Raw genomic sequence first — 19,732 nt, 5'->3', positions numbered from 1 at the left:
GTTCTAATTAAATAAGTACAAGCATATATTGGAACAAGCTAGGCGTAAGGGAGGCTTGTTCCGATATGCGTGTATCAAATGTAACAGTTAGAAAACGACTTATTTTTATACTTATATCAGGTATACTTATTTTCACTATTATCGATATTCGTCTTGGATATGTGCAATTTTTTCTTGGGAATATGTTAACGGATCGTGCGAAAGATTCATGGAGTCGTAATATTACTTTTGAACCCGAACGTGGGAAAATTTTAGACCGAAATGGTGTGGAACTTGCCACGAATAAAAGTGCTCCAACTGTCTTTGTTGTACCGAGGCAAATTGAAAAACCAGCAGAGACTGCAGAGAAGTTAGCTGCAGTATTAGGTGTGGAAAAAGATGAGATTTATAAAAGGATTACAAAAAAAGAATCGATTGTAAGGTTAGATAAAGGCGGAAGGAAAATATCACATGACAAAGCGAAAGAAGTACGAGGATTAAGTTTGAAGGGCGTGTATATCGCAGAGGATTCTATCCGGTACTATCCATTTGGAAACTTTTTATCACATGTATTAGGTTTTGCAGGTAGCGATAACCAAGGTCTTATGGGACTAGAAAAATATTATGATAAAGAGCTAAATGGGGACAAAGGTCATGTGCGTTTTTTTGCAGATGCGAAAGGACAAAGGATGCCTAATGTTGGTGATGATTTCAAAAAGCCAGAAGCTGGTTTAAATTTAGGATTAACAATCGATGCGCGTATTACAAGGATTATGGAAAGAGAAATGAATATTGCGGAGTCAACTTATAATCCTGACGGTATGATTGCGATTGCAATGAATCCTAAAAATGGTGAAATTTTAGGTATGTCTAGTCGACCGAGTTTTGACCCAGCGGATTTTCAAAGTGTCTCTCCAGAAGTGTATAACAGAAATCTACCTGTATGGAGTACGTATGAGCCTGGTTCAACATTTAAGATCATTACATTAGCTGCAGCATTGAATGAAAATTTAGTAGACTTAGAGAAGGATACGTTTTATGATGATGGAGCAGCTGAAGTAGGTGGAGCTAGATTGAAATGCTGGAAAGCAGGAGGTCATGGCAGTCAAACGTTTTTAGAAGTCGTTCAAAACTCATGTAACCCGGGATTTATTGAACTTGGTGATCGCCTTGGTAAAGACCGATTATTTAAATACATTCGTAATTTTGGTTTTGGGCAGAAGACTGGAATTGACTTGCAAGGTGAAGGCAGTGGGATTTTATTTAATTTAGATAAAGTTGGTCCAGTAGAGCAAGCAACAACTTCATTCGGCCAAGGGGTTTCTGTTACACCGATTCAACAAGTAGCAGCTGTAGCGGCGGCTGTAAATGGTGGAACATTGTATCAGCCGTATATAGCTAAGGAGTTTATTGATCCGAAAAATAATCAAGTTGTTAGTAAAAAGACACCTGTTGAGAAAAGAAAAGTTATTTCCAAGGAAACTTCAGAAAAAGTTCGTTATGCATTAGAGAATGTTGTAGCGAAAGGTTCTGGTAAAGGTGCTTATATTGATGGATATCGTGTAGGTGGAAAAACGGGTACTGCTCAAAAGGTGAAAGATGGTAAATATTTAGAGAATAATTATATAGTATCTTTTATCGGATTTGCTCCAGCGGATGATCCAGAGATTGTTGTGTATGTTGCTGTTGATAATCCAAAAGGGGTTACACAGTTTGGTGGAGTGGTAGCAGCTCCGATTGTCGGGAATATCCTTCGAGATGCGCTTCCTGTTATGGGAGTGAAACCGAGAAAAGAACAAGTTGAGAAAGAATATAAATGGGGCGATACACCAACTGTGGAAGTTCCGAATTTAATTGGAATGAAAAAGAAAGACTTACAAACACAACTCGTCGATTTGAAGCTTGATATAAGTGGAGATGGAGAGAAAGTAATTAAACAATCACCAGAAGCGGGAGCTAAAGTAAAAGAAGGCTCAAAAATTAGAATTTACTTCGGGAATTAAAGGTAACATAGTACGTTTTATGGTACAATTGGTGGAAGTGAGTTCTTTATAGAACAGTTACTTAATTTGAGACAGTAAGTGTCTCATTCATAAATAGGTCAGTAGCACTTACCTCCTTATATAGGAGGTAATGTGTTGCTTACTGAAAAAAGATAAATAAACAATGTAGAGAGGGTTTAGTGAAATGAAGTTGCATACACTTGTATCATGTTTGCATGATTTTCCAGTTGTTCCAAAAGAAAATCCAGAAATCACATCTATAGAAGCTGATTCACGTAAAGTGAAAGAGGGAAGCTTATTTGTATGTATGAAAGGATATACGGTTGATAGCCATGATTTTGCTAAGCAAGCAGCGGCACAAGGAGCGGCTGCTATTGTTGCGGAAAGACCAATTGATGTTGACGTTCCAGTTGTACTTGTGAAAAATACTTTTCGTTCGTTAGCGGTTTTAGCTGATTATTTTTATGGTCAACCGACACACAAGTTACATTTAATCGGAATTACAGGTACAAATGGAAAGACAACAACATCGCATATTATGGATGAGATTATGCGAGCACATGGTCATAAAACAGGGCTAATTGGAACGATTAATATGAAAATCGGTGATGAAACATTTGAGGTGAAAAATACAACACCAGATGCACTAACACTTCAACAGACGTTTTCAAAAATGGTTGAACAAGGTGTGGACAGCACGGTAATGGAAGTTTCGTCACATGCGTTAGATCTTGGTCGTGTACACGGATGTGATTACGATGTAGCGGTGTTTACGAATTTAACACAAGATCATTTAGACTATCATAAAACGATGGAAGAATATAAACATGCAAAAGGGTTACTATTTGCACAGCTTGGCAATAGTTATAATCATAATCGTGAAAAGTACGCTGTGCTGAATAGCGATGATAATGTAACAGAAGAGTATATGAGAAGTACTGCAGCAACAGTTGTAACATATGGTATTGATACAACAAGTGATATTATGGCAAAAAATATCGTTATGACGAGTGGCGGGACTACATTTACGCTTGTCACACCATATGAAAGTGTAAATGTTACGATGAAATTAATAGGTAAATTTAATGTATATAACGTACTTGCAGCAACAGCAGCAGGACTTGTTTCGGGTGTGAAATTAGAAACAATCATTGCTGTTATAAAGGATTTAGCTGGGGTTCCAGGACGTTTTGAAGTTGTTGATGGAGGGCAAAATTATACAGTTATTGTTGATTACGCACATACGCCAGATAGTTTAGAAAATGTATTAAAAACTGCAAAACAATTTGCAAAAGGTGATGTGTATTGTATCGTTGGTTGTGGTGGCGATAGGGACCGAACGAAGAGACCGATAATGGCAAGTGTTGCAACAAAATATGCAACTCATGCAATTTATACATCAGATAATCCAAGAAGTGAAGATCCAGCGGCTATTTTAGATGATATGGTACATGGTGCAAGCGGGAAAAATTATGAAATGATCATTGATAGAAAAGAAGCAATACATCATGCAATCGCTAAAGCGAAAGCAGATGATATCATTATTATTGCTGGTAAGGGGCATGAAACGTATCAAATTATTGGTAAAGAAGTTCATCATTTCGATGATCGTGAAGTTGCTAAAGAAGCAATTACAGGGCGTTTAAACAACGAAGAGTAACAACGTGAGAGGAGGACTACATGTGCTTGAGCAAGGTTTATTAGTAACGGCTGGGGTAGCATTCTTAATTTCTGTTGCCCTTTCGCCATTGTTTATTCCATTTTTAAGAAAATTAAAGTTCGGACAGAGTATTCGTGATGAGGGACCAAAGTCACATCAAAAAAAATCAGGGACACCGACAATGGGTGGTATCGTCATATACGTATCTATGATGGTAACTTCACTTATTATGGCGATTAAGTTTAATTATTTAGGTGCAGAGGTTTCGTTATTACTATTAGTGACGTTTGGTTACGGATTGATTGGATTTTTAGATGACTACATAAAGGTAGTTAAGAAGAGAAATCTTGGTTTAACATCAAAGCAAAAATTAGTAGGTCAGCTTGTTATTGCTATTGCATTCTTTTTAATTGGAAAAGGGCAAGCGTTCCACACATACATCATGATTCCGGGAACGGATGTTAAGTTTGAATTAGGTTGGGCGTATTTCGTACTTGTACTATTTATGCTTATTGGTGGATCAAATGCAGTTAACTTAACTGATGGTTTAGATGGTTTATTATCAGGAACAGCTGCTATTGCATTTGGAGCATTTAGTATTATTGCTGTGGCACAAGAGCAATTTGGAGTAGCGATATTCTGTATGGCAGTTGTAGGAGCTGTACTTGGATTTTTAGTATTCAATGCGAATCCAGCAAAAGTGTTTATGGGAGATACAGGTTCATTAGCTTTAGGTGGAGCCATTGCAGCTGTAGCGATTTTATTAAAACAAGAATTGCTACTTGTAATTATTGGCGGAGTATTCGTAATGGAAACTTTATCGGTTATCATTCAGGTCATTTCATTTAAAACAACAGGAAAACGTGTCTTTAAAATGAGTCCATTACACCATCACTATGAATTATGTGGTTGGTCAGAGTGGCGTGTTGTTGTGACGTTTTGGTCTGCAGGATTTTTATTAGCTGTGTTAGGAATTTATATCGGGGTGTGGATGTAATTGAAAACTGTAACTGAATTTCAAAATAAGAATATTCTTGTATTGGGCATTGCAAAAAGTGGTTATGCAGCAGCTACATTGTTACAAAAGTTAGGGGCAAATGTTATTGTAAATGACGGAAAGCCTTTAGCAGAGAATGTACTTGCTGCAGAATTACAAGCAAAAGGAATGGACGTTGTATGCGGTGGTCATCCTTTAGAATTATTAGAGAGAAATATTTCTCTTGTAGTAAAAAATCCAGGAATCCCGTATTCTAATCCAATATTAGTTGCTGCGAAAGAAAAGCAAATTCCGATTGTTACGGAAGTTGAATTAGCATATCGTATTTCAGAAGCACCATTTGTTGGGATTACGGGGTCTAACGGTAAAACGACGACGACAATGCTGACATTTGAAATGCTAAAAGAAGGACAAAAGCATCCTGTAATTGCAGGGAACATTGGAACTGTAGCGTGTGAAGTAGCACAGGATGCAAAAGAAAATGAAGTTGTAGTTACAGAACTTTCATCGTTTCAATTGATGGGAGTAGAATTGTTCCAACCTAAAATTGCTGCGTTTTTAAATTTATTTGAGGCCCACTTAGATTATCATGGGACGAAGAAAGAATATGGTTTAGCAAAAGCAAATATTTTTAAAAACCAAACAGAAAATGATTATAGTGTAATAAATGCGGATGATGCAGATGTGATGGCTTTGTCTGCGTATTCTAAAGGTCAAAAAATCCTGTTTTCGACAACGAAAGAAATTGAAGATGGTGCGTGTATAAAAGATAACGCTCTTTATTTCAAAGGTGAAAAAGTTATTGAAGTAAGCGATATCGTTTTACCTGGTCAACATAATCTAGAAAATATTTTAGCTGCGATGAGTATTGCGAAATTATTAGGTACTTCTAATGAAGCAATTACGGTCGTGTTAAAACGTTTTACGGGTGTAAAACATCGTTTAGAATATGTAACAACGATTAACAACCGTAAGTTTTATAATGATTCAAAAGCAACGAATATGTTAGCGACTGAGAAAGCACTATCTGCGTTTACACAACCGATTGTGTTACTAGCAGGTGGGCTTGATCGCGGAAATGAATTCGATGATTTAATTCCGTATTTCAAAAATGTAAAAGCGATTGTAACATTTGGACAAACAGCTCCTAAACTAGTAAGAGCGGCAGAAAAAGCGGGATTAGATATAATTGAAAGTGTCGATACTTTAGATGAAGCAGTGGTGAAAGCTTATGCTCATTCTAAAGATGGTGATGTCGTTCTTCTTTCTCCAGCGTGTGCAAGCTGGGATCAATTTAAAACATTTGAAGAAAGAGGAGACATTTTTATACAAGCTGTGCATAAACTTATATAAAGTAAATCAAAACATCAGTAGGCTAACACCTACTGATGTTTTGTTACATAGGGCAAAAGGTTCTGCCTAAAGAGGTGGTGTTTGTGGGTAATGAAGAAAACGCCTGATTTTATTCTCATCATCGTAACACTTTCATTGTTGACAATCGGAATGATTATGGTTTATAGTGCGAGTGCAGTTTGGGCCTCTTATAAAATGGGGGACTCATTCTTTTTTGCAAAAAGACAATTACTGTTTGCGGGTCTTGGTGTAGTAGCTATGTTTTTTATTATGAAAATTGATTATTGGGTGTGGCGTACGTATTCAAAAGTGATTTTGCTAGTTTGCTTCATTCTTCTTATTCTCGTTCTTATTCCTGGAGTAGGTCTTGTTCGAGGAGGAGCACGAAGTTGGATTGGAATCGGGGCATTTTCGATTCAGCCGTCAGAATTTATGAAGTTTGCGATGATTATTTTCTTGGCAAAGTTTTTAGCAGAACGGCAAAAATTGATTACATCTTTTAAACGTGGTTTATTACCGGCTCTTAGTTTTGTGTTTCTTGCTTTTGGGATGATTATGTTACAGCCAGACCTTGGGACAGGAACGGTAATGGTTGGGACATGTATCATTATGATATTCATTTCGGGAGCGAGAGTTTTTCACTTTGCAATGTTTGGTTTGATTGGTGTAGCAGGATTTGTAGGGTTAATTGCATCAGCACCGTATCGAATGAAACGCATTACATCATATTTAGATCCGTGGTCAGATCCGCTCGGGAGTGGATTTCAAATTATCCAATCATTACTTGCAATTGGACCTGGTGGATTATTTGGGCTTGGACTTGGACAAAGTAGACAAAAATTTCTTTATTTACCTGAACCACAAACTGACTTTATATTTGCGATCTTATCCGAGGAATTAGGTTTTATTGGTGGTTCATTTGTGTTATTATTATTTAGTCTATTATTATGGCGCGGGATTCGTATCGCATTAGGAGCGCCAGATTTATATGGTACGTTTTTAGCAGTAGGTATTGTGGCGATGATTGCGATTCAAGTAATGATTAATGTTGGTGTTGTAACAGGACTAATGCCTGTTACGGGTATTACCTTGCCGTTTTTAAGTTATGGTGGATCAAGTTTGACATTAATGTTAATGGCAGTAGGTGTATTATTAAATATAAGTCGCCATTCTCGCTACTAAACCCTGTTTATAAGACAGGGTTTTTCGTATGTGTGTAAAAATGCAATATGTATATAGAAATAAATATAATGGAAATAAGAAAAGAGAAGCGGAGGAGTTAGTAGTGCGTGTATTAGTGAGTGGTGGGGGTACTGGTGGTCATATTTATCCAGCTCTTGCTTTAATTAGAGAAATAAAAAAGTTAAATCCAGAAGCAAGATTTTTATATATTGGTACGGAAAATGGACTAGAGAGTACAATCGTTCCAAAAGCAGGTATACCATTTCAATCTATTGTTATAAGTGGATTTAAACGAAAAATATCATTAGATAATGTGAAAACAGTAATGCGTTTTCTAAAAGGTGTACAGGATAGTAAACGATATATTCGTCGTTTTAATCCGGATATCGTAATTGGAACGGGTGGATATGTATGTGGACCAGTTGTATACGCTGCAGCCAAATTAGGTATTCCAACTATTGTACATGAACAAAATAGTGTACCAGGTGTAACGAACAAGTTTTTAAGCCGTTATGTTGATAAAGTTGCTGTTTGTTTTGAAGCAGCTATAGAGCATTTTCCGGAGTCAAAAGTGGTAATGACAGGTAATCCACGAGCATCAGAGGTAATGGAACAAAATGGAATGAAGGGGAAACGTTCAGTTGGGCTTTCTCTTCCTAAAAAGTCTGTACTTATATTTGGTGGAAGTCGTGGGGCTAGACCGATTAACGATGCCTTCGTTGAAGCAATTGAACAGTTTGGGAACAAAAGCTACGAAATACTATATGTAACAGGTGAAGTACATTATGACAAAGTGATGGAAGCCGTGAAGCAAAAAGGGAACCCAAGCAATGTTATTATTAAGCCGTTCATTCATAATATGCCAGAGGTACTAACTGGTGTAGACCTTGTTGTTTCAAGGGCTGGGGCAACAACACTTGCAGAATTAACAGCGTTAGGAAAACCAAGTGTGTTAATACCGAGTCCGTATGTAACAAATAATCATCAGGAAAAGAATGCACGTTCAGTTGTTGATAAAGGAGCGGCAAAAATGTTACTTGAAAAAGATTTAACAGCTGAAACGCTTATTCGTGATATTGATGAGATTTTATTAGATGCACAAACATTACAAAATATGAAGCTAGCTGCTAAGCAACTAGGTATTCCAGATGCAGCAAATAAGCTGTATGAAGTAATGAATAAACTTGTAAAAAAATAAAGTGAGGCTTTAATCAGTGGGGAGTGATTCTCTCTCTTTGATTATTACCTTTCACTAATCGGATGTTTACTGGTATCCTCATTCCGCCTAATTTCTTTGTTATCACCTAATTTTGATTTAGGAGCTGTACTGCCCGTAAATAGAGGGATAACGTTAGGTGAACGCCCTGCATATTATTGTCATAAGGAGACTTAATATGGGGGAGATTGTCTATGGAACAATTAGTAAATGAGCTTATAGAAGCAGACGTTGGTCGTGTTTTGGTTAACGAGCCGTTAGCACGTTATACAACTATGAAAATAGGTGGCCCAGCGGATATTTTAATTGTGCCAAAGCATGTAGCCGGTATTGAAAAAACATTACAGTTAGTAAAGCAATACAAAACGAAGTGGACTGTAATTGGTCGCGGTTCAAACCTTCTTGTATCTGATCAAGGCATAGAAGGTGTTGTTATTCGTTTAGGAGAAGGATTAGATCACTTAGAGGTCGAAAAACATAAGGTAAGAGTTGGTAGTGGGTATCCTCTTATTAAATTGTCAACTTTACTTAGTCGTCAAGGGTTAGCTGGATTGGAGTTTGCAAGCGGTATTCCAGGAAGTGTCGGTGGTGCAGTATATATGAATGCAGGTGCACATAAATCGGATATATCGAGTGTATTATCGAAGGCTCTCATTCTGTTTGAAGACGGTGCAATTGACTGGTTAACGAATAAAGAACTGGAGTTTTCTTATCGGGCATCTGTATTGCAAACGAAACGTCCTGGTATTGTTTTAGAGGCGGTGTTTCAATTACAGGCGGGGAAACGTGAAGAAATTGTACGTAGCATGCAAAATAATAAAGATTACCGCCGTGAAACGCAACCATGGAATCACCCGTGTGCAGGAAGTGTATTTCGGAATCCAATCCCGCATTTTGCAGGAGATTTAGTAGAAAAAGCAGGGCTTCGTGGCTATAGGATTGGTGGAGCTCAAATTTCTGAAATGCATGGCAATTTTATTGTTAATACTGGGGGAGCTTCAGCGCAAGATGTATTGTCTTTAATTGAATTAATAAAACATACAATTAAGGATAAATTTGATGTAGATATGCACACAGAAGTAGAAATCATTGGAAGATAACGGTTATTCGTTCCGCTCATTATCATTTATGTTATAATAAGAAGATAAGAACGGCATGAGGAACATGCCGTTCTTTATGTTACATAGGGGGATCGTACATGAATAATAGTAAAGTGATTAAACTACAAGATCGTGTACCAAAATTGAAAAATCAAAAGAAAAAAAACAAAAAAAATGTTAATCATCGATTGATTTTATACATATCAATTTTATTTTTATTAGTGCTCTTTTTAATTTATTTTCGGTCTCCGCTTAGTAATATAAAAAAGATTAGTGTGTTTGGAAATCACTATATGACGGATGAACAAGTAATGAAGGATTCAGGCGTGACATATGATACAAGTTATTTCCGAGTGACAGCACATAAAGCTGAAGAAAACTTAACGAAGCGAAAAGAAATTAAAGCAGTAAATGTAAAAAAACGTTTTCCAAACAATATTGATATTCATATCGAAGAATATTTAACGATTGGTTATATAAATAAAGAGGGAAAATTACAACCGTTATTAGAGAATGGAAAAACGCTTGATGTACTACCTAACGGAAAACTTCCTGTTGCAGCACCGATTTTCGAACCTTTTAAAGAAGAGAAAATGAAGGAGTTAATCGCTGAACTAGAAAAATTAACACCAGCTATTTTAAAATCTATTTCGGAGATTCGCTATTCACCAACGAATGCGAATGAAGATCATCTTACTTTATATATGAATGAAGGTTATGAAGTGAGCACTACAATTCAAAATTTCGCAAAACGTATGGAAGCCTATCCGCTTATTTTAAAAACAATTGAGCCAGGTAAGAAGGTATTAATTGACTTAGAAGTAGGTGCATATACGAAAGAATTAGGTGCGGAAGAAAAAAAAGAATAGAATGGTAGTTTTCGTTACTTATAGCAGAAAAAACGAAACGAATGTTCTATTATGTGTATACGAATTTAGAAGAATGGTTCATTTGATGAAAAATATGTAAAAATTCTTAGATTCATACTAGTATTGGTACAAGTTTCACTTTTCTATGAGTACATCTTAGTGTAGACTTATACTTGGCGGTAAACTTTACACTCGAAATAGAATTATTTCAAGATAAGCAGTTATTCATAGTTTACTGCGATATTCTTAATTGAATGCTAAATAAAAATAAGAAAAATATAGGGTTAAAAAAGGGAAACGTATAAAGACGTTGAATATTTTTCTTATAAATAGTAAAGTTGCGATTGTTGTTCCATATATTGAGTTGTATGGTATAAATAAAGAAGGAGGTGCCAAAGAATGAACAGCAATGAAATATATGTTAGTCTTGACATCGGTACATCCAATGTTAAAGTCATCATTGGTGAAATGGTTAATGACAGCTTAAACATTATTGGTGTTGGAAATGTAAAATCAAATGGTTTAAAGAAGGGATCGATAGTTGATATAGACGAGACTGTTCGATCAATTAAAAAAGCAATTGAACAAGCTGAGCGCATGGTGGGGATCCACATTGAGCAAGTTGTAGTAGGTGTCAATGCAAACCAGGTACAGCTACTTCCTTGTCACGGAGTAGTCGCTGTTTCAAATGAAGATCGTGAAATCGGGAATGAAGATGTCTTACGCGTTCTAGATGCAGCACAAGTTGTGTCAATTGCTCCAGAACGTGAGTTTATTGATGTGGTACCTCGACAGTTCATCGTAGACGGTCTTGACGAGATTAACGATCCACGCGGGATGATCGGTGTAAGATTAGAAATGGAAGGTACACTTATTACAGGCTCGAGAACTTTACTACATAACCTACTTCGTTGTGTAGAAAAAGCAGGTCTTGAAATTGTTGATATTTGTCTTCAACCTTTAGCGGCTGCAACAGTTGCAATATCTTCAGATGAAAAAAATAGAGGAGTAGCCCTTGTTGATATGGGGGGAGGATCTACAACTTTATCTATTTTTAAAGATGGAGAGTTACAAGCGACAAGCGTATTACCATTAGGTGGAGACCATATAACGAAAGATATTGCGATTGGGTTGAAAACTTCAACAGAAAATGCAGATCAAATTAAGTTGAAATATGGACATGCTTTTTATGATACAGCATCTGAAGAAGAGATGTTTACGGTTCCTATTATGGGAAGTGATCAAACAGAACAATATTCTCAGTTGGAATTATCGGATATAATAGAGGCTCGTGTAGAGGAAATTTTAATGTTTGTTCAAGATGAAGTGCGTAAGTTAGGAGTAAAGCAAGTGGCTTCTGGTTATGTACTAACTGGCGGAATTGCTTCTATGCCAGGTGTTCTTGATCTTGCATATGATATTTTACATGAAAATGTTCGTGTAGCAACTCCTGATTATATTGGTGTGCGTGAGCCCCAATATACAAGTGGAGTTGGATTAATTAAACATTCTTATCAAAAAGCTAAATTACGTGGGAAAAATGTGCAGGAAAAGCAAGAGCATTTTGAACCAGTACCAGCACCAGCACCAACGCCGGTACAACAGCAACCCACGAAACAAAAAACTCGTAATCAAAACAATAATAATCAAAATGATGACCGCATGATGTCAAAAGTAAAACGTGTATTCCGTTATTTATGGGATTAAAATTGGACACGAAAAATGAGGTTCTAGGGGGATTTCGACATGTTAGAGTTTGATACTACTCAAGATCAATTAGCGAATATAAAAGTTATCGGTGTCGGCGGTGGCGGAAACAATGCTGTAAACCGTATGATTGAACACGGTGTACAAGGTGTAGACTTTATCGCTGTGAACACTGATGCACAAGCATTAAATCTATCAAAAGCTGAAACAAAAATGCAAATTGGTGGAAAATTAACGCGTGGACTTGGTGCAGGCGCAAACCCTGAAGTAGGGAAAAAAGCTGCAGAAGAAAGTAAAGAACAGATCCAAGAAGCACTTCGTGGTGCGGATATGGTCTTCGTAACTGCCGGTATGGGCGGTGGAACTGGAACTGGTGCAGCTCCAGTTGTTGCTCAAGTTGCAAAAGAATTAGGTGCTTTAACAGTAGGTGTTGTAACACGTCCATTTACTTTTGAAGGACGTAAGCGTGCGACGCAAGCAGCATCTGGTATTGCAGCATTTAAAGAAAATGTAGATACTCTTATTGTAATTCCAAACGATCGCTTATTAGAGATTGTTGATAAAAATACGCCAATGTTAGAAGCATTCCGTGAAGCTGATAACGTATTACGTCAAGGTGTTCAAGGTATTTCGGATTTAATTGCAACGCCAGGTTTAATTAACTTAGACTTTGCAGACGTAAAGACAATTATGTCTAATAGAGGTTCTGCTTTAATGGGTATTGGTTCTGGTAATGGGGAAAATCGTGCTGCAGAAGCTGCGAAAAAAGCGATTTCTAGCCCATTACTAGAAACATCTATTGATGGAGCTCAAGGTGTTATCATGAACATTACGGGTGGCGCTAACTTAAGCTTATATGAAGTACAAGAAGCGGCAGACATCGTAGCTTCAGCTTCAGATCCAGAAGTAAATATGATCTTCGGTTCTGTTATTAACGAAGGATTAAAAGATGATATCGTTGTAACTGTAATTGCAACTGGTTTTGATGATAGCATTGCAACTCAACCACCAAAACCAATTATTCGTCCGAATGCGAACCACACGCAACAACAGCAACAACCAGTAGCTCAACCTTCAAAACAGCGTGAAGTAAAACGTGAAATGAAGCGTGAAGAGCCAGTTGTACATGAGCGTCATTCAGATTCAGATGATATCGATATTCCAGCATTTTTACGTAACCGTCGTAGACGATAAAAAAAGGAGCTTTCATGCTCCTTTTTATTTTTTATGGAAAAGACCTGCTAAGCAGGTCTTTTTTTATTTCGTATATTTCAATATATTTTGTTTGTGAAAATAAGAGTATATCATTCTATGAATTTGTACTTTTATTTTTTACCGACAGATTATGTCTAGAAATCACAAAATAACAAAAAAACACCTCCGCAAATTGACACACTTTCCTATTGGATATGCATTATACTAGTCTCAACTTGAAAAAAGAGGTGAATTGTTTGGTTGTTTACGCCGACGTTGTTTGGTTGTTAAACGCCTGCATTGATTTTCTTTTGCTTTTATTAACAGCTACCGTGTTAAAAAAGAAAATCAAAAGATGGAGGCTTGTGTTAGGGGCATTTATAGGTTCAACTATTGTTATTTTTGCCTTTACTCCTTTTGCTTCTATGATGACACATCCAATTATGAAACTACTGTACTCGTTACTTATTGTGTATACAGCATTTGGGTTTACGACATTTAGAAATTATGCACAAACTGTTTTTACTTTTTACTTTGTAACCTTTATGGTTGGCGGAGGATTAATTGGAACTCATTTCTTTTTGCAAACGAATGAAATGGTAAATGGATTGGTTCAATCTCAGTCAATTTCTTACGGTGATCCAATTAGTTGGTTATTTGTTATTTTTGGTTTTCCAGTAATTTATTATTTTTCTAAAAAGCGTATTGAAAGCGTAGAGGTCACGAAAATACACTATGATCAAATTGTGAAAGTAAAAATTCAATTAGCCGAAGAAGAACTAGAACTCGCAGGTCTTATTGACAGTGGGAACCAACTTTATGACCCATTAACAAAAACACCTGTTATGATTATGCATGTTTCATCATTAGAACATTGCTTACCATCTTGGTTAACAGAACAAATTTATTCCAAAACAGAAATTCCTCAAATACCAGAAAATGATTCTGGTTGGGCGACCAAATTACGCTTAATTCCTTTCCGTGCAGTAGGAGTAGAGAGTCAATTTTTGTGGGCAATTAAGCCTGACAGTGTGCAAGTTGACCATGAAGGTAGTTCTATTGTTGTAAACAAAGTGTTAATTGGATTAAATACACAACAGCTGTCTACTAATGGGGAGTATCAATGTATTGTGCATCCAAAAATGTTGATTTCGCAAAAAATGGTGATCGCTTAATAAATGAGAGGCGGGATAATATGATGAAATTAAAATTTTATTTAGTATACCTTTGGTATAAAGTATTGCTGAAATTAGGAATTAAGACCGATGAAATTTATTATATTGGTGGAAGTGAAGCGTTGCCACCACCGTTAACAAAAGAAGAAGAGGAAGTTCTTTTGAATAAATTGCCAAAAGGAGATCAGGCAGCAAGGGCATTACTTATTGAACGTAACTTAAGGCTCGTTGTATATATAGCAAGAAAGTTTGAAAATACAGGGATAAATATTGAAGATTTGATTAGTATAGGAACAATCGGCCTTATTAAAGCGGTAAATACATTTAATCCAGAAAAGAAAATAAAATTAGCAACATATGCATCGCGTTGTATAGAAAATGAAATTTTAATGCATTTACGTCGAAATAACAAAAATCGTTCGGAAGTTTCTTTTGATGAACCACTAAACATTGATTGGGATGGGAATGAACTGTTATTGTCTGACGTGTTAGGTACAGATGATGATATTATTACAAAAGATTTAGAAGCTACTGTAGATCGTCACCTTTTAATGAAAGCATTACACCAATTAAATGATCGTGAAAAACAAATTATGGAACTTCGGTTTGGGCTTGCTGGAGGAGAGGAAAAGACGCAAAAAGATGTGGCTGATATGCTTGGGATTTCACAGTCATACATTTCGCGTTTAGAAAAAAGAATTATAAAAAGATTACGAAAAGAATTTAATAAAATGGTGTAAAGAATAAGACCAGCCGTTATGTAGGCTGGTCTTATTCTATTTAGTTGTATTAGGAAAGATAATTTAAATAATAAATCGTGAAAAAACCACATGCATAAAATCCCCTTCAAAGGAAATACTTTACACTGTACAGCAACTCCCGATAGGAGGGAACACTTTGACGAGAAACAAAGTAGAAATTTGCGGTGTTGATACAGCTAAACTTCCAGTATTAAAAAATGAAGAGATGCGTAAATTATTTCGTGAAATGCAAAGTGGAGAGATAAGCGCAAGAGAAAAATTAGTGAATGGAAACTTACGTCTTGTACTGAGCGTCATCCAAAGATTTAATAACAGAGGAGAATATGTTGACGATTTATTTCAAGTTGGTTGCATCGGACTTATGAAATCAATTGATAATTTTGATTTAGGCCAAAATGTAAAATTTTCAACGTATGCTGTGCCGATGATTATTGGGGAAATACGCAGATATTTGCGTGATAATAATCCGATTCGCGTATCGCGCTCATTGCGAGATATTGCGTATAAAGCTTTGCAAGTAAGAGAAAAATTGATTGCAGAAAATTCAAAAGAACCAACAGCAATGGATATTGCAAAAGTGCTAGAAGTAACTCATGAAGAGATAGTATTTGCTTTAGATGCGATTCAAGATCCAGTTTCATTATTTGAACCGATTTATAATGATGGGGGAGATCCTATCTTTGTTATGGATCAGTTAAGTGATGAAAAACAAAAGGACGAGCAGTGGGTTGAAGAATTAGCATTGAAAGAAGGAATGAAGCGTTTAAATGATAGAGAGAAAATGATTATTAGAAAACGTTTCTTCCAAGGAAAGACACAGATGGAAGTTGCAGAAGAAATTGGGATTTCCCAAGCGCAAGTATCACGTTTAGAGAAGTCAGCCATTAAACAAATGAATAAAACGATTCAAGGATAAGGTCTCACCAATTATGGTGAGACCTTTTTATATGTAATATGGTTTGTGCTCATAGTAGGGGATTAGTGTTCATATAATGAAACTAGCATGGTGTTTCGTATAGGTGGCTTCCTGTAAATATGAGAAACAGTTTCCAATTTGTCATATAAGGGAGAGGATAAAAATGGTGATACGAATTTCAGAGTTACAGATGAAGGATGTTATAAATATTTCAGATGGAAAAAGGATTGGGAATATTGGAGATATTGAAATTGATATGAACACAGGGAAAATTTGTTCTGTTATTATTTCCAAACAGACACGTATGCTAGGTATTTTTGGAAAAGATGTTGAGATTGTAATTCCTTGGAAGGAAATTGTGAAAATTGGGGAAGATGTCATACTTGTAAGAGTAAATCCTGTTAATTCTGTAACAGAATCAATACAAACACCGACAATTTCATAAAGAATATTACAAATTCCTCTTTTTTTTCTGTTAGGATTATGAAAAAATAAAAGTATGGTAAAATAGACAGGAAGTACCATGCTTTTTTCTGTTATTTTAATTAAAAGGAGCCGCTTTATTATGAGAGAACCATTTAAATATGTGGACGGTATACTGTATTTACAAGCGTGGAAAGAACTTGGAAACATTACTGCTGGATTTACGACAAAAGATGGTGGGATAAGTACGGGCTCCTTTCATGCGATGAATTTAGGATTACATGTGAATGATATCGTGGAGAACGTTCATGAAAACAGACGCATTTTAGCAAATAAGTTACAAAAACCATTAGAAAACTGGATTTGCTCTGAACAAGTTCATGCTCATCATGTTGAAAAAGTAGGGCAACAGGAAAAGGGAAGTGGTGTCTATTCATATGAGGACGGCATTTCAAAAACAGATGGCATTTATACGAGTAATGAAGATGTTCTGTTAACGTCTTGTTACGCGGATTGTGTTCCGCTCTATTTTTATGCACCATCACATGGTATGATAGGACTTGCGCATGCTGGATGGAAAGGCACTGTACAAGAGATTGCAAAGGAAATGATTCAAAAGTGGAATGCAGAAGGTATTTCAAGTGATGAAATTCATGTTGCAATTGGGCCGTCGATCGGATCTTGTTGTTATGTTGTGGATGATCGTGTATTAACAGCAGCACAGGAAGTAGTTAGCGGTGCTGTTCCTCATCAAAAAATTTCTGACGGGCAGTACGCAATTAATTTAAAAGAAATTAATCGTATATTATGTGTACAAGCAGGCATAAAAGAAGAGCATATTGTAATGTCATCTCTTTGTACAAGCTGTGAAGAGCAACTATTTTTCTCTCATCGTCGTGATCAAGGTAAGACAGGAAGAATGTTGAGTTTCATAGGTTTTAAGGAGGAAGGAAGCAAGTGACAGTACAAGAAAATTTAGTAATTGTAAATGAAGCTATTAAAGAATCTTGCGCTCGAGCTGGACGTTCGTTGCAAGATATTAAACTTGTTGCAGTTACAAAAACTGTAGGGATTGAAAAAACAAACGAAGTAATTGAAGCTGGAATTATCGATTTAGGTGAAAATAGAAATGAAGGTTTCTTACAGAAATACGAGCATTTCGGTTCAAAAGTTAATTGGCACTTTATTGGCTCATTACAAACGAGAAAAGTAAAAGAAATCATTAATGAAATTGATTATTTACATTCGTTAGATCGTCTTTCGCTGGCGAAAGAAATTCAGAAACGTGCTGATAAGAAAGTGAAATGCTTTATTCAAGTGAAAACCTCATCTGAAGAATCGAAGCAAGGATTGGCAATAGAAGAGGTTGTTTCTTTTATTCAAAGTTTGCAAGAATTCGATAAAATTGAAGTGGTTGGACTAATGACGATGGCTCCATTTACAGAAGAAGAGGAAGAAATCAGACGCTGTTTTAAGGAATTACGTATGCTGCAAACAGAGGTGCAGGAGCTAGAGTTATTACATGCGCCATGTAAAGAATTATCAATGGGAATGTCCAACGATTACACAATTGCAATTGAAGAAGGGGCTACATATATTCGTTTGGGAACGATTTTAGTAGGAAAAGCGTAAAAGGAAGGAGAATCTTATTATGAGTTGGTCAAAAGTAAAATACTTCTTTTTTGATACACCGGAAGAAAAAGAAGCAGCTCAATATGGTTATGAAAAGGAGCAAACAGACATGAAAAAGCAGCAAGATCCACCAGAACAACAAGACGTTACGTTTCCGAAAGCGCAACCGAAGCAAAATGTTGTGAGTATTGAAACAGCAAAACAATCTTCAAAAGTTGTTTTATTAGAACCACGCACATATTCGGAAGCACAAGGGATTGCGGACCACTTAAAAGGTAGACGAGCTGTTGTAATTAATTTGCAGAGAATGTCTACTGATCAAGCGGTACGTATCGTTGACTTTTTAAGTGGTACTGTATACGCTATAGGCGGGGACATTCAAAAAATAGGGCCGAAAACATTTATGTGTACACCTGAAAATGTAGATATTGTTGGTGCGATTTCAGAGTTATTCGGTGAAGAAGAAGAAACAAATATAAAGAGGTGGTAATACGCCATGACAACAGTTTTTATAGTGTTAAGTTATGCTATCGAGATTTACTCGTGGGCACTTATTATTTACATTCTCCTATCATGGTTTCCTGGTGCAAAGGAATCATCTTTTGGAGAGTTCCTGGCACGTATTTGTGAACCGTATTTAGAACCATTCCGCCGCTTTATTCCGCCGCTTGGAATGATTGATATTTCTCCAATCGTTGCGATCTTTGCGTTGAAACTTGCTAAAACTGGTTTGTTCAGTTTATTAAGCTATTTCTTATAGTAAGAAGGTAAATACATGAGCATCTACGAACATTTTAGGCCTGATGAGGAGGTCTTTGTGGATAAAGTGCTAGAGTGGAAGCGAGCGGCGGAGTACCATCAAGTGAAGTTAACGGATTTTCTTGATCCTAGGCAACAACAAATTGTTTCTATGGTAATAGGACAAGGTGATGTTGCTGTACAATTTGGTGGTGCAACGCCTAATGCAGAGCGTAAAAGAGCACTTATTTATCCAGACTATCTAGAATTAAATGAAGAAGAATTTCAAGTAGAAGTATTAGAAATTGACTATCCTTCCAAGTTTTATACGCTAGAACATAGGCAAATATTAGGTACATTTATGTCTCTTGGTTTAACAAGAGAAAAATGTGGTGATATTTTGCTGCAAGAAAATCGTGCCCAAATTGTAGTTGCGAAAGAAATTGTATCGTATATTGAGATGAACTTACAATCAATAGGGAAAGTGAAAGTCTCTTTAGCGTCAGTGCAAGGAGAACAAATTCTACAGATAGATGAAACGTGGGGAGAGAAATCTGGAACGGTTTCTTCACTTCGTTTAGATGTTATGTTAGCTGAAATGTTACATTTATCTAGACAGAAAGTACAACCTTTCATAAAAAATGGTTTAGTAAAAGTCAATTGGAAAACAGTGGAGCAAACTTCTTATGAATGCTATCCAGGAGATGTTTTTTCTGTTAGAGGATATGGCCGAAGTAAATTATTTTCTGTAGAAGGTAGAACAAAACGCGACAAATGGAGAATTTTGTATGGTATACTAAAATGATTGGTTTTTTAGAAGGAAATCC

At 36.3% G+C, this 19,732-nt stretch carries 19 protein-coding genes; all 19 read left to right on the top strand.

Annotated features, from left to right (window positions below):
• Positions 1 to 65: 65 nt before the first annotated feature.
• The 19 genes from M1D73_RS20175 to M1D73_RS20085 all read left to right on the top strand — a co-directional run bounded on the left by M1D73_RS20175 (position 66) and on the right by M1D73_RS20085 (position 19,710).
• Complete coding sequence (locus M1D73_RS20175; protein WP_001266234.1) at positions 66 to 1,982, top strand: stage V sporulation protein D; 1,917 nt, start codon at positions 66 to 68, stop codon at positions 1,980 to 1,982.
• Positions 1,983 to 2,166: 184 nt separating this feature from the next.
• A complete protein-coding gene (gene murE, locus M1D73_RS20170) occupies positions 2,167 to 3,642 on the top strand; it encodes a UDP-N-acetylmuramoyl-L-alanyl-D-glutamate--2,6-diaminopimelate ligase (RefSeq protein ID WP_000766313.1) in 1,476 nt (491 codons plus the stop codon).
• 22 nt (positions 3,643 to 3,664) lie between these two features.
• On the top strand, positions 3,665 to 4,639 hold the full coding sequence (mraY, locus tag M1D73_RS20165; protein WP_000893060.1) for a phospho-N-acetylmuramoyl-pentapeptide-transferase: 975 nt from the start codon (positions 3,665 to 3,667) through the stop codon (positions 4,637 to 4,639).
• Entirely contained in the window at positions 4,640 to 5,992 is a 1,353-nt protein-coding gene (gene murD, locus M1D73_RS20160; protein WP_000860115.1) for a UDP-N-acetylmuramoyl-L-alanine--D-glutamate ligase, read from the top strand.
• A gap of 90 nt (positions 5,993 to 6,082) precedes the next feature.
• On the top strand, positions 6,083 to 7,174 hold the full coding sequence (spoVE, locus tag M1D73_RS20155) for a stage V sporulation protein E (protein ID WP_000753520.1): 1,092 nt from the start codon (positions 6,083 to 6,085) through the stop codon (positions 7,172 to 7,174).
• A gap of 103 nt (positions 7,175 to 7,277) precedes the next feature.
• Positions 7,278 to 8,372 carry an undecaprenyldiphospho-muramoylpentapeptide beta-N-acetylglucosaminyltransferase gene (gene murG, locus M1D73_RS20150; protein ID WP_025689214.1) on the top strand — a complete coding sequence of 365 codons (1,095 nt, stop codon included), beginning with the start codon at positions 7,278 to 7,280 and terminating at the stop codon, positions 8,370 to 8,372.
• 212 nt (positions 8,373 to 8,584) lie between these two features.
• Positions 8,585 to 9,490, top strand: a complete 906-nt coding sequence (murB, locus tag M1D73_RS20145) for a UDP-N-acetylmuramate dehydrogenase (RefSeq protein ID WP_000437020.1) — start codon at positions 8,585 to 8,587, stop codon at positions 9,488 to 9,490.
• 98 nt (positions 9,491 to 9,588) lie between these two features.
• A complete protein-coding gene (gene divIB / locus M1D73_RS20140; RefSeq protein ID WP_001065793.1) occupies positions 9,589 to 10,359 on the top strand; it encodes a cell division protein DivIB in 771 nt (256 codons plus the stop codon).
• Between the two features lie 399 nt (positions 10,360 to 10,758).
• Positions 10,759 to 12,066, top strand: a complete 1,308-nt coding sequence (gene ftsA / locus M1D73_RS20135; protein WP_001087558.1) for a cell division protein FtsA — start codon at positions 10,759 to 10,761, stop codon at positions 12,064 to 12,066.
• Between the two features lie 39 nt (positions 12,067 to 12,105).
• Positions 12,106 to 13,260 carry a cell division protein FtsZ gene (gene ftsZ, locus M1D73_RS20130; protein WP_000888984.1) on the top strand — a complete coding sequence of 385 codons (1,155 nt, stop codon included), beginning with the start codon at positions 12,106 to 12,108 and terminating at the stop codon, positions 13,258 to 13,260.
• A gap of 257 nt (positions 13,261 to 13,517) precedes the next feature.
• Positions 13,518 to 14,435, top strand: a complete 918-nt coding sequence (spoIIGA, locus tag M1D73_RS20125; protein WP_000261975.1) for a sigma-E processing peptidase SpoIIGA — start codon at positions 13,518 to 13,520, stop codon at positions 14,433 to 14,435.
• 20 nt (positions 14,436 to 14,455) lie between these two features.
• On the top strand, positions 14,456 to 15,175 hold the full coding sequence (sigE, locus tag M1D73_RS20120; RefSeq protein ID WP_121868111.1) for an RNA polymerase sporulation sigma factor SigE: 720 nt from the start codon (positions 14,456 to 14,458) through the stop codon (positions 15,173 to 15,175).
• Positions 15,176 to 15,332: 157 nt separating this feature from the next.
• Positions 15,333 to 16,112, top strand: coding sequence for an RNA polymerase sporulation sigma factor SigG (sigG, locus tag M1D73_RS20115; protein WP_000197755.1), 780 nt, complete (start codon positions 15,333 to 15,335; stop codon positions 16,110 to 16,112).
• Between the two features lie 163 nt (positions 16,113 to 16,275).
• On the top strand, positions 16,276 to 16,557 hold the full coding sequence (locus M1D73_RS20110; RefSeq protein ID WP_000236745.1) for a YlmC/YmxH family sporulation protein: 282 nt from the start codon (positions 16,276 to 16,278) through the stop codon (positions 16,555 to 16,557).
• Between the two features lie 120 nt (positions 16,558 to 16,677).
• Positions 16,678 to 17,496, top strand: a complete 819-nt coding sequence (gene pgeF, locus M1D73_RS20105; RefSeq protein WP_001209008.1) for a peptidoglycan editing factor PgeF — start codon at positions 16,678 to 16,680, stop codon at positions 17,494 to 17,496.
• Positions 17,493 to 18,167: a YggS family pyridoxal phosphate-dependent enzyme gene (locus M1D73_RS20100; protein WP_000218005.1), complete on the top strand. Its 675-nt coding sequence runs from the start codon at positions 17,493 to 17,495 to the stop codon at positions 18,165 to 18,167. The genes pgeF and M1D73_RS20100 overlap by 4 nt, the downstream gene beginning before the upstream one ends.
• A gap of 19 nt (positions 18,168 to 18,186) precedes the next feature.
• Complete coding sequence (locus M1D73_RS20095) at positions 18,187 to 18,657, top strand: cell division protein SepF (RefSeq protein WP_000119129.1); 471 nt, start codon at positions 18,187 to 18,189, stop codon at positions 18,655 to 18,657.
• 6 nt (positions 18,658 to 18,663) lie between these two features.
• On the top strand, positions 18,664 to 18,927 hold the full coding sequence (locus M1D73_RS20090; RefSeq protein WP_000214233.1) for a YggT family protein: 264 nt from the start codon (positions 18,664 to 18,666) through the stop codon (positions 18,925 to 18,927).
• 15 nt (positions 18,928 to 18,942) lie between these two features.
• The gene (locus M1D73_RS20085) at positions 18,943 to 19,710 is read left to right on the top strand and encodes a YlmH family RNA-binding protein (RefSeq protein ID WP_002164454.1); all 768 of its coding nucleotides are present in this window, start codon (positions 18,943 to 18,945) and stop codon (positions 19,708 to 19,710) included.
• The last annotated feature ends 22 nt before the right edge of the window (positions 19,711 to 19,732 follow it).

The organism is Bacillus sp. PK3-067, from assembly GCF_056738645.1.
This window is presented reverse-complemented; position numbering and strand designations above follow the sequence as displayed.

Excerpts from the sequence above, each read along its gene's own strand:
- M1D73_RS20175 (WP_001266234.1), top strand. The coding sequence starts at position 66 with ATGCGTGTATCAAATGTAACAGTTAGAAAACGACTTATTTTTATACTT.
- murE (WP_000766313.1), top strand. The coding sequence starts at position 2,167 with ATGAAGTTGCATACACTTGTATCATGTTTGCATGATTTTCCAGTTGTT.
- spoVE (WP_000753520.1), top strand. The coding sequence starts at position 6,083 with ATGAAGAAAACGCCTGATTTTATTCTCATCATCGTAACACTTTCATTG.
- murB (WP_000437020.1), top strand. The coding sequence starts at position 8,585 with ATGGAACAATTAGTAAATGAGCTTATAGAAGCAGACGTTGGTCGTGTT.
- divIB (WP_001065793.1), top strand. The coding sequence starts at position 9,589 with ATGAATAATAGTAAAGTGATTAAACTACAAGATCGTGTACCAAAATTG.
- ftsA (WP_001087558.1), top strand. The coding sequence starts at position 10,759 with ATGAACAGCAATGAAATATATGTTAGTCTTGACATCGGTACATCCAAT.
- ftsZ (WP_000888984.1), top strand. The coding sequence starts at position 12,106 with ATGTTAGAGTTTGATACTACTCAAGATCAATTAGCGAATATAAAAGTT.
- sigE (WP_121868111.1), top strand. The coding sequence starts at position 14,456 with ATGATGAAATTAAAATTTTATTTAGTATACCTTTGGTATAAAGTATTG.
- M1D73_RS20110 (WP_000236745.1), top strand. The coding sequence starts at position 16,276 with ATGGTGATACGAATTTCAGAGTTACAGATGAAGGATGTTATAAATATT.
- pgeF (WP_001209008.1), top strand. The coding sequence starts at position 16,678 with ATGAGAGAACCATTTAAATATGTGGACGGTATACTGTATTTACAAGCG.
- M1D73_RS20095 (WP_000119129.1), top strand. The coding sequence starts at position 18,187 with ATGAGTTGGTCAAAAGTAAAATACTTCTTTTTTGATACACCGGAAGAA.
- M1D73_RS20090 (WP_000214233.1), top strand. The coding sequence starts at position 18,664 with ATGACAACAGTTTTTATAGTGTTAAGTTATGCTATCGAGATTTACTCG.
- M1D73_RS20085 (WP_002164454.1), top strand. The coding sequence starts at position 18,943 with ATGAGCATCTACGAACATTTTAGGCCTGATGAGGAGGTCTTTGTGGAT.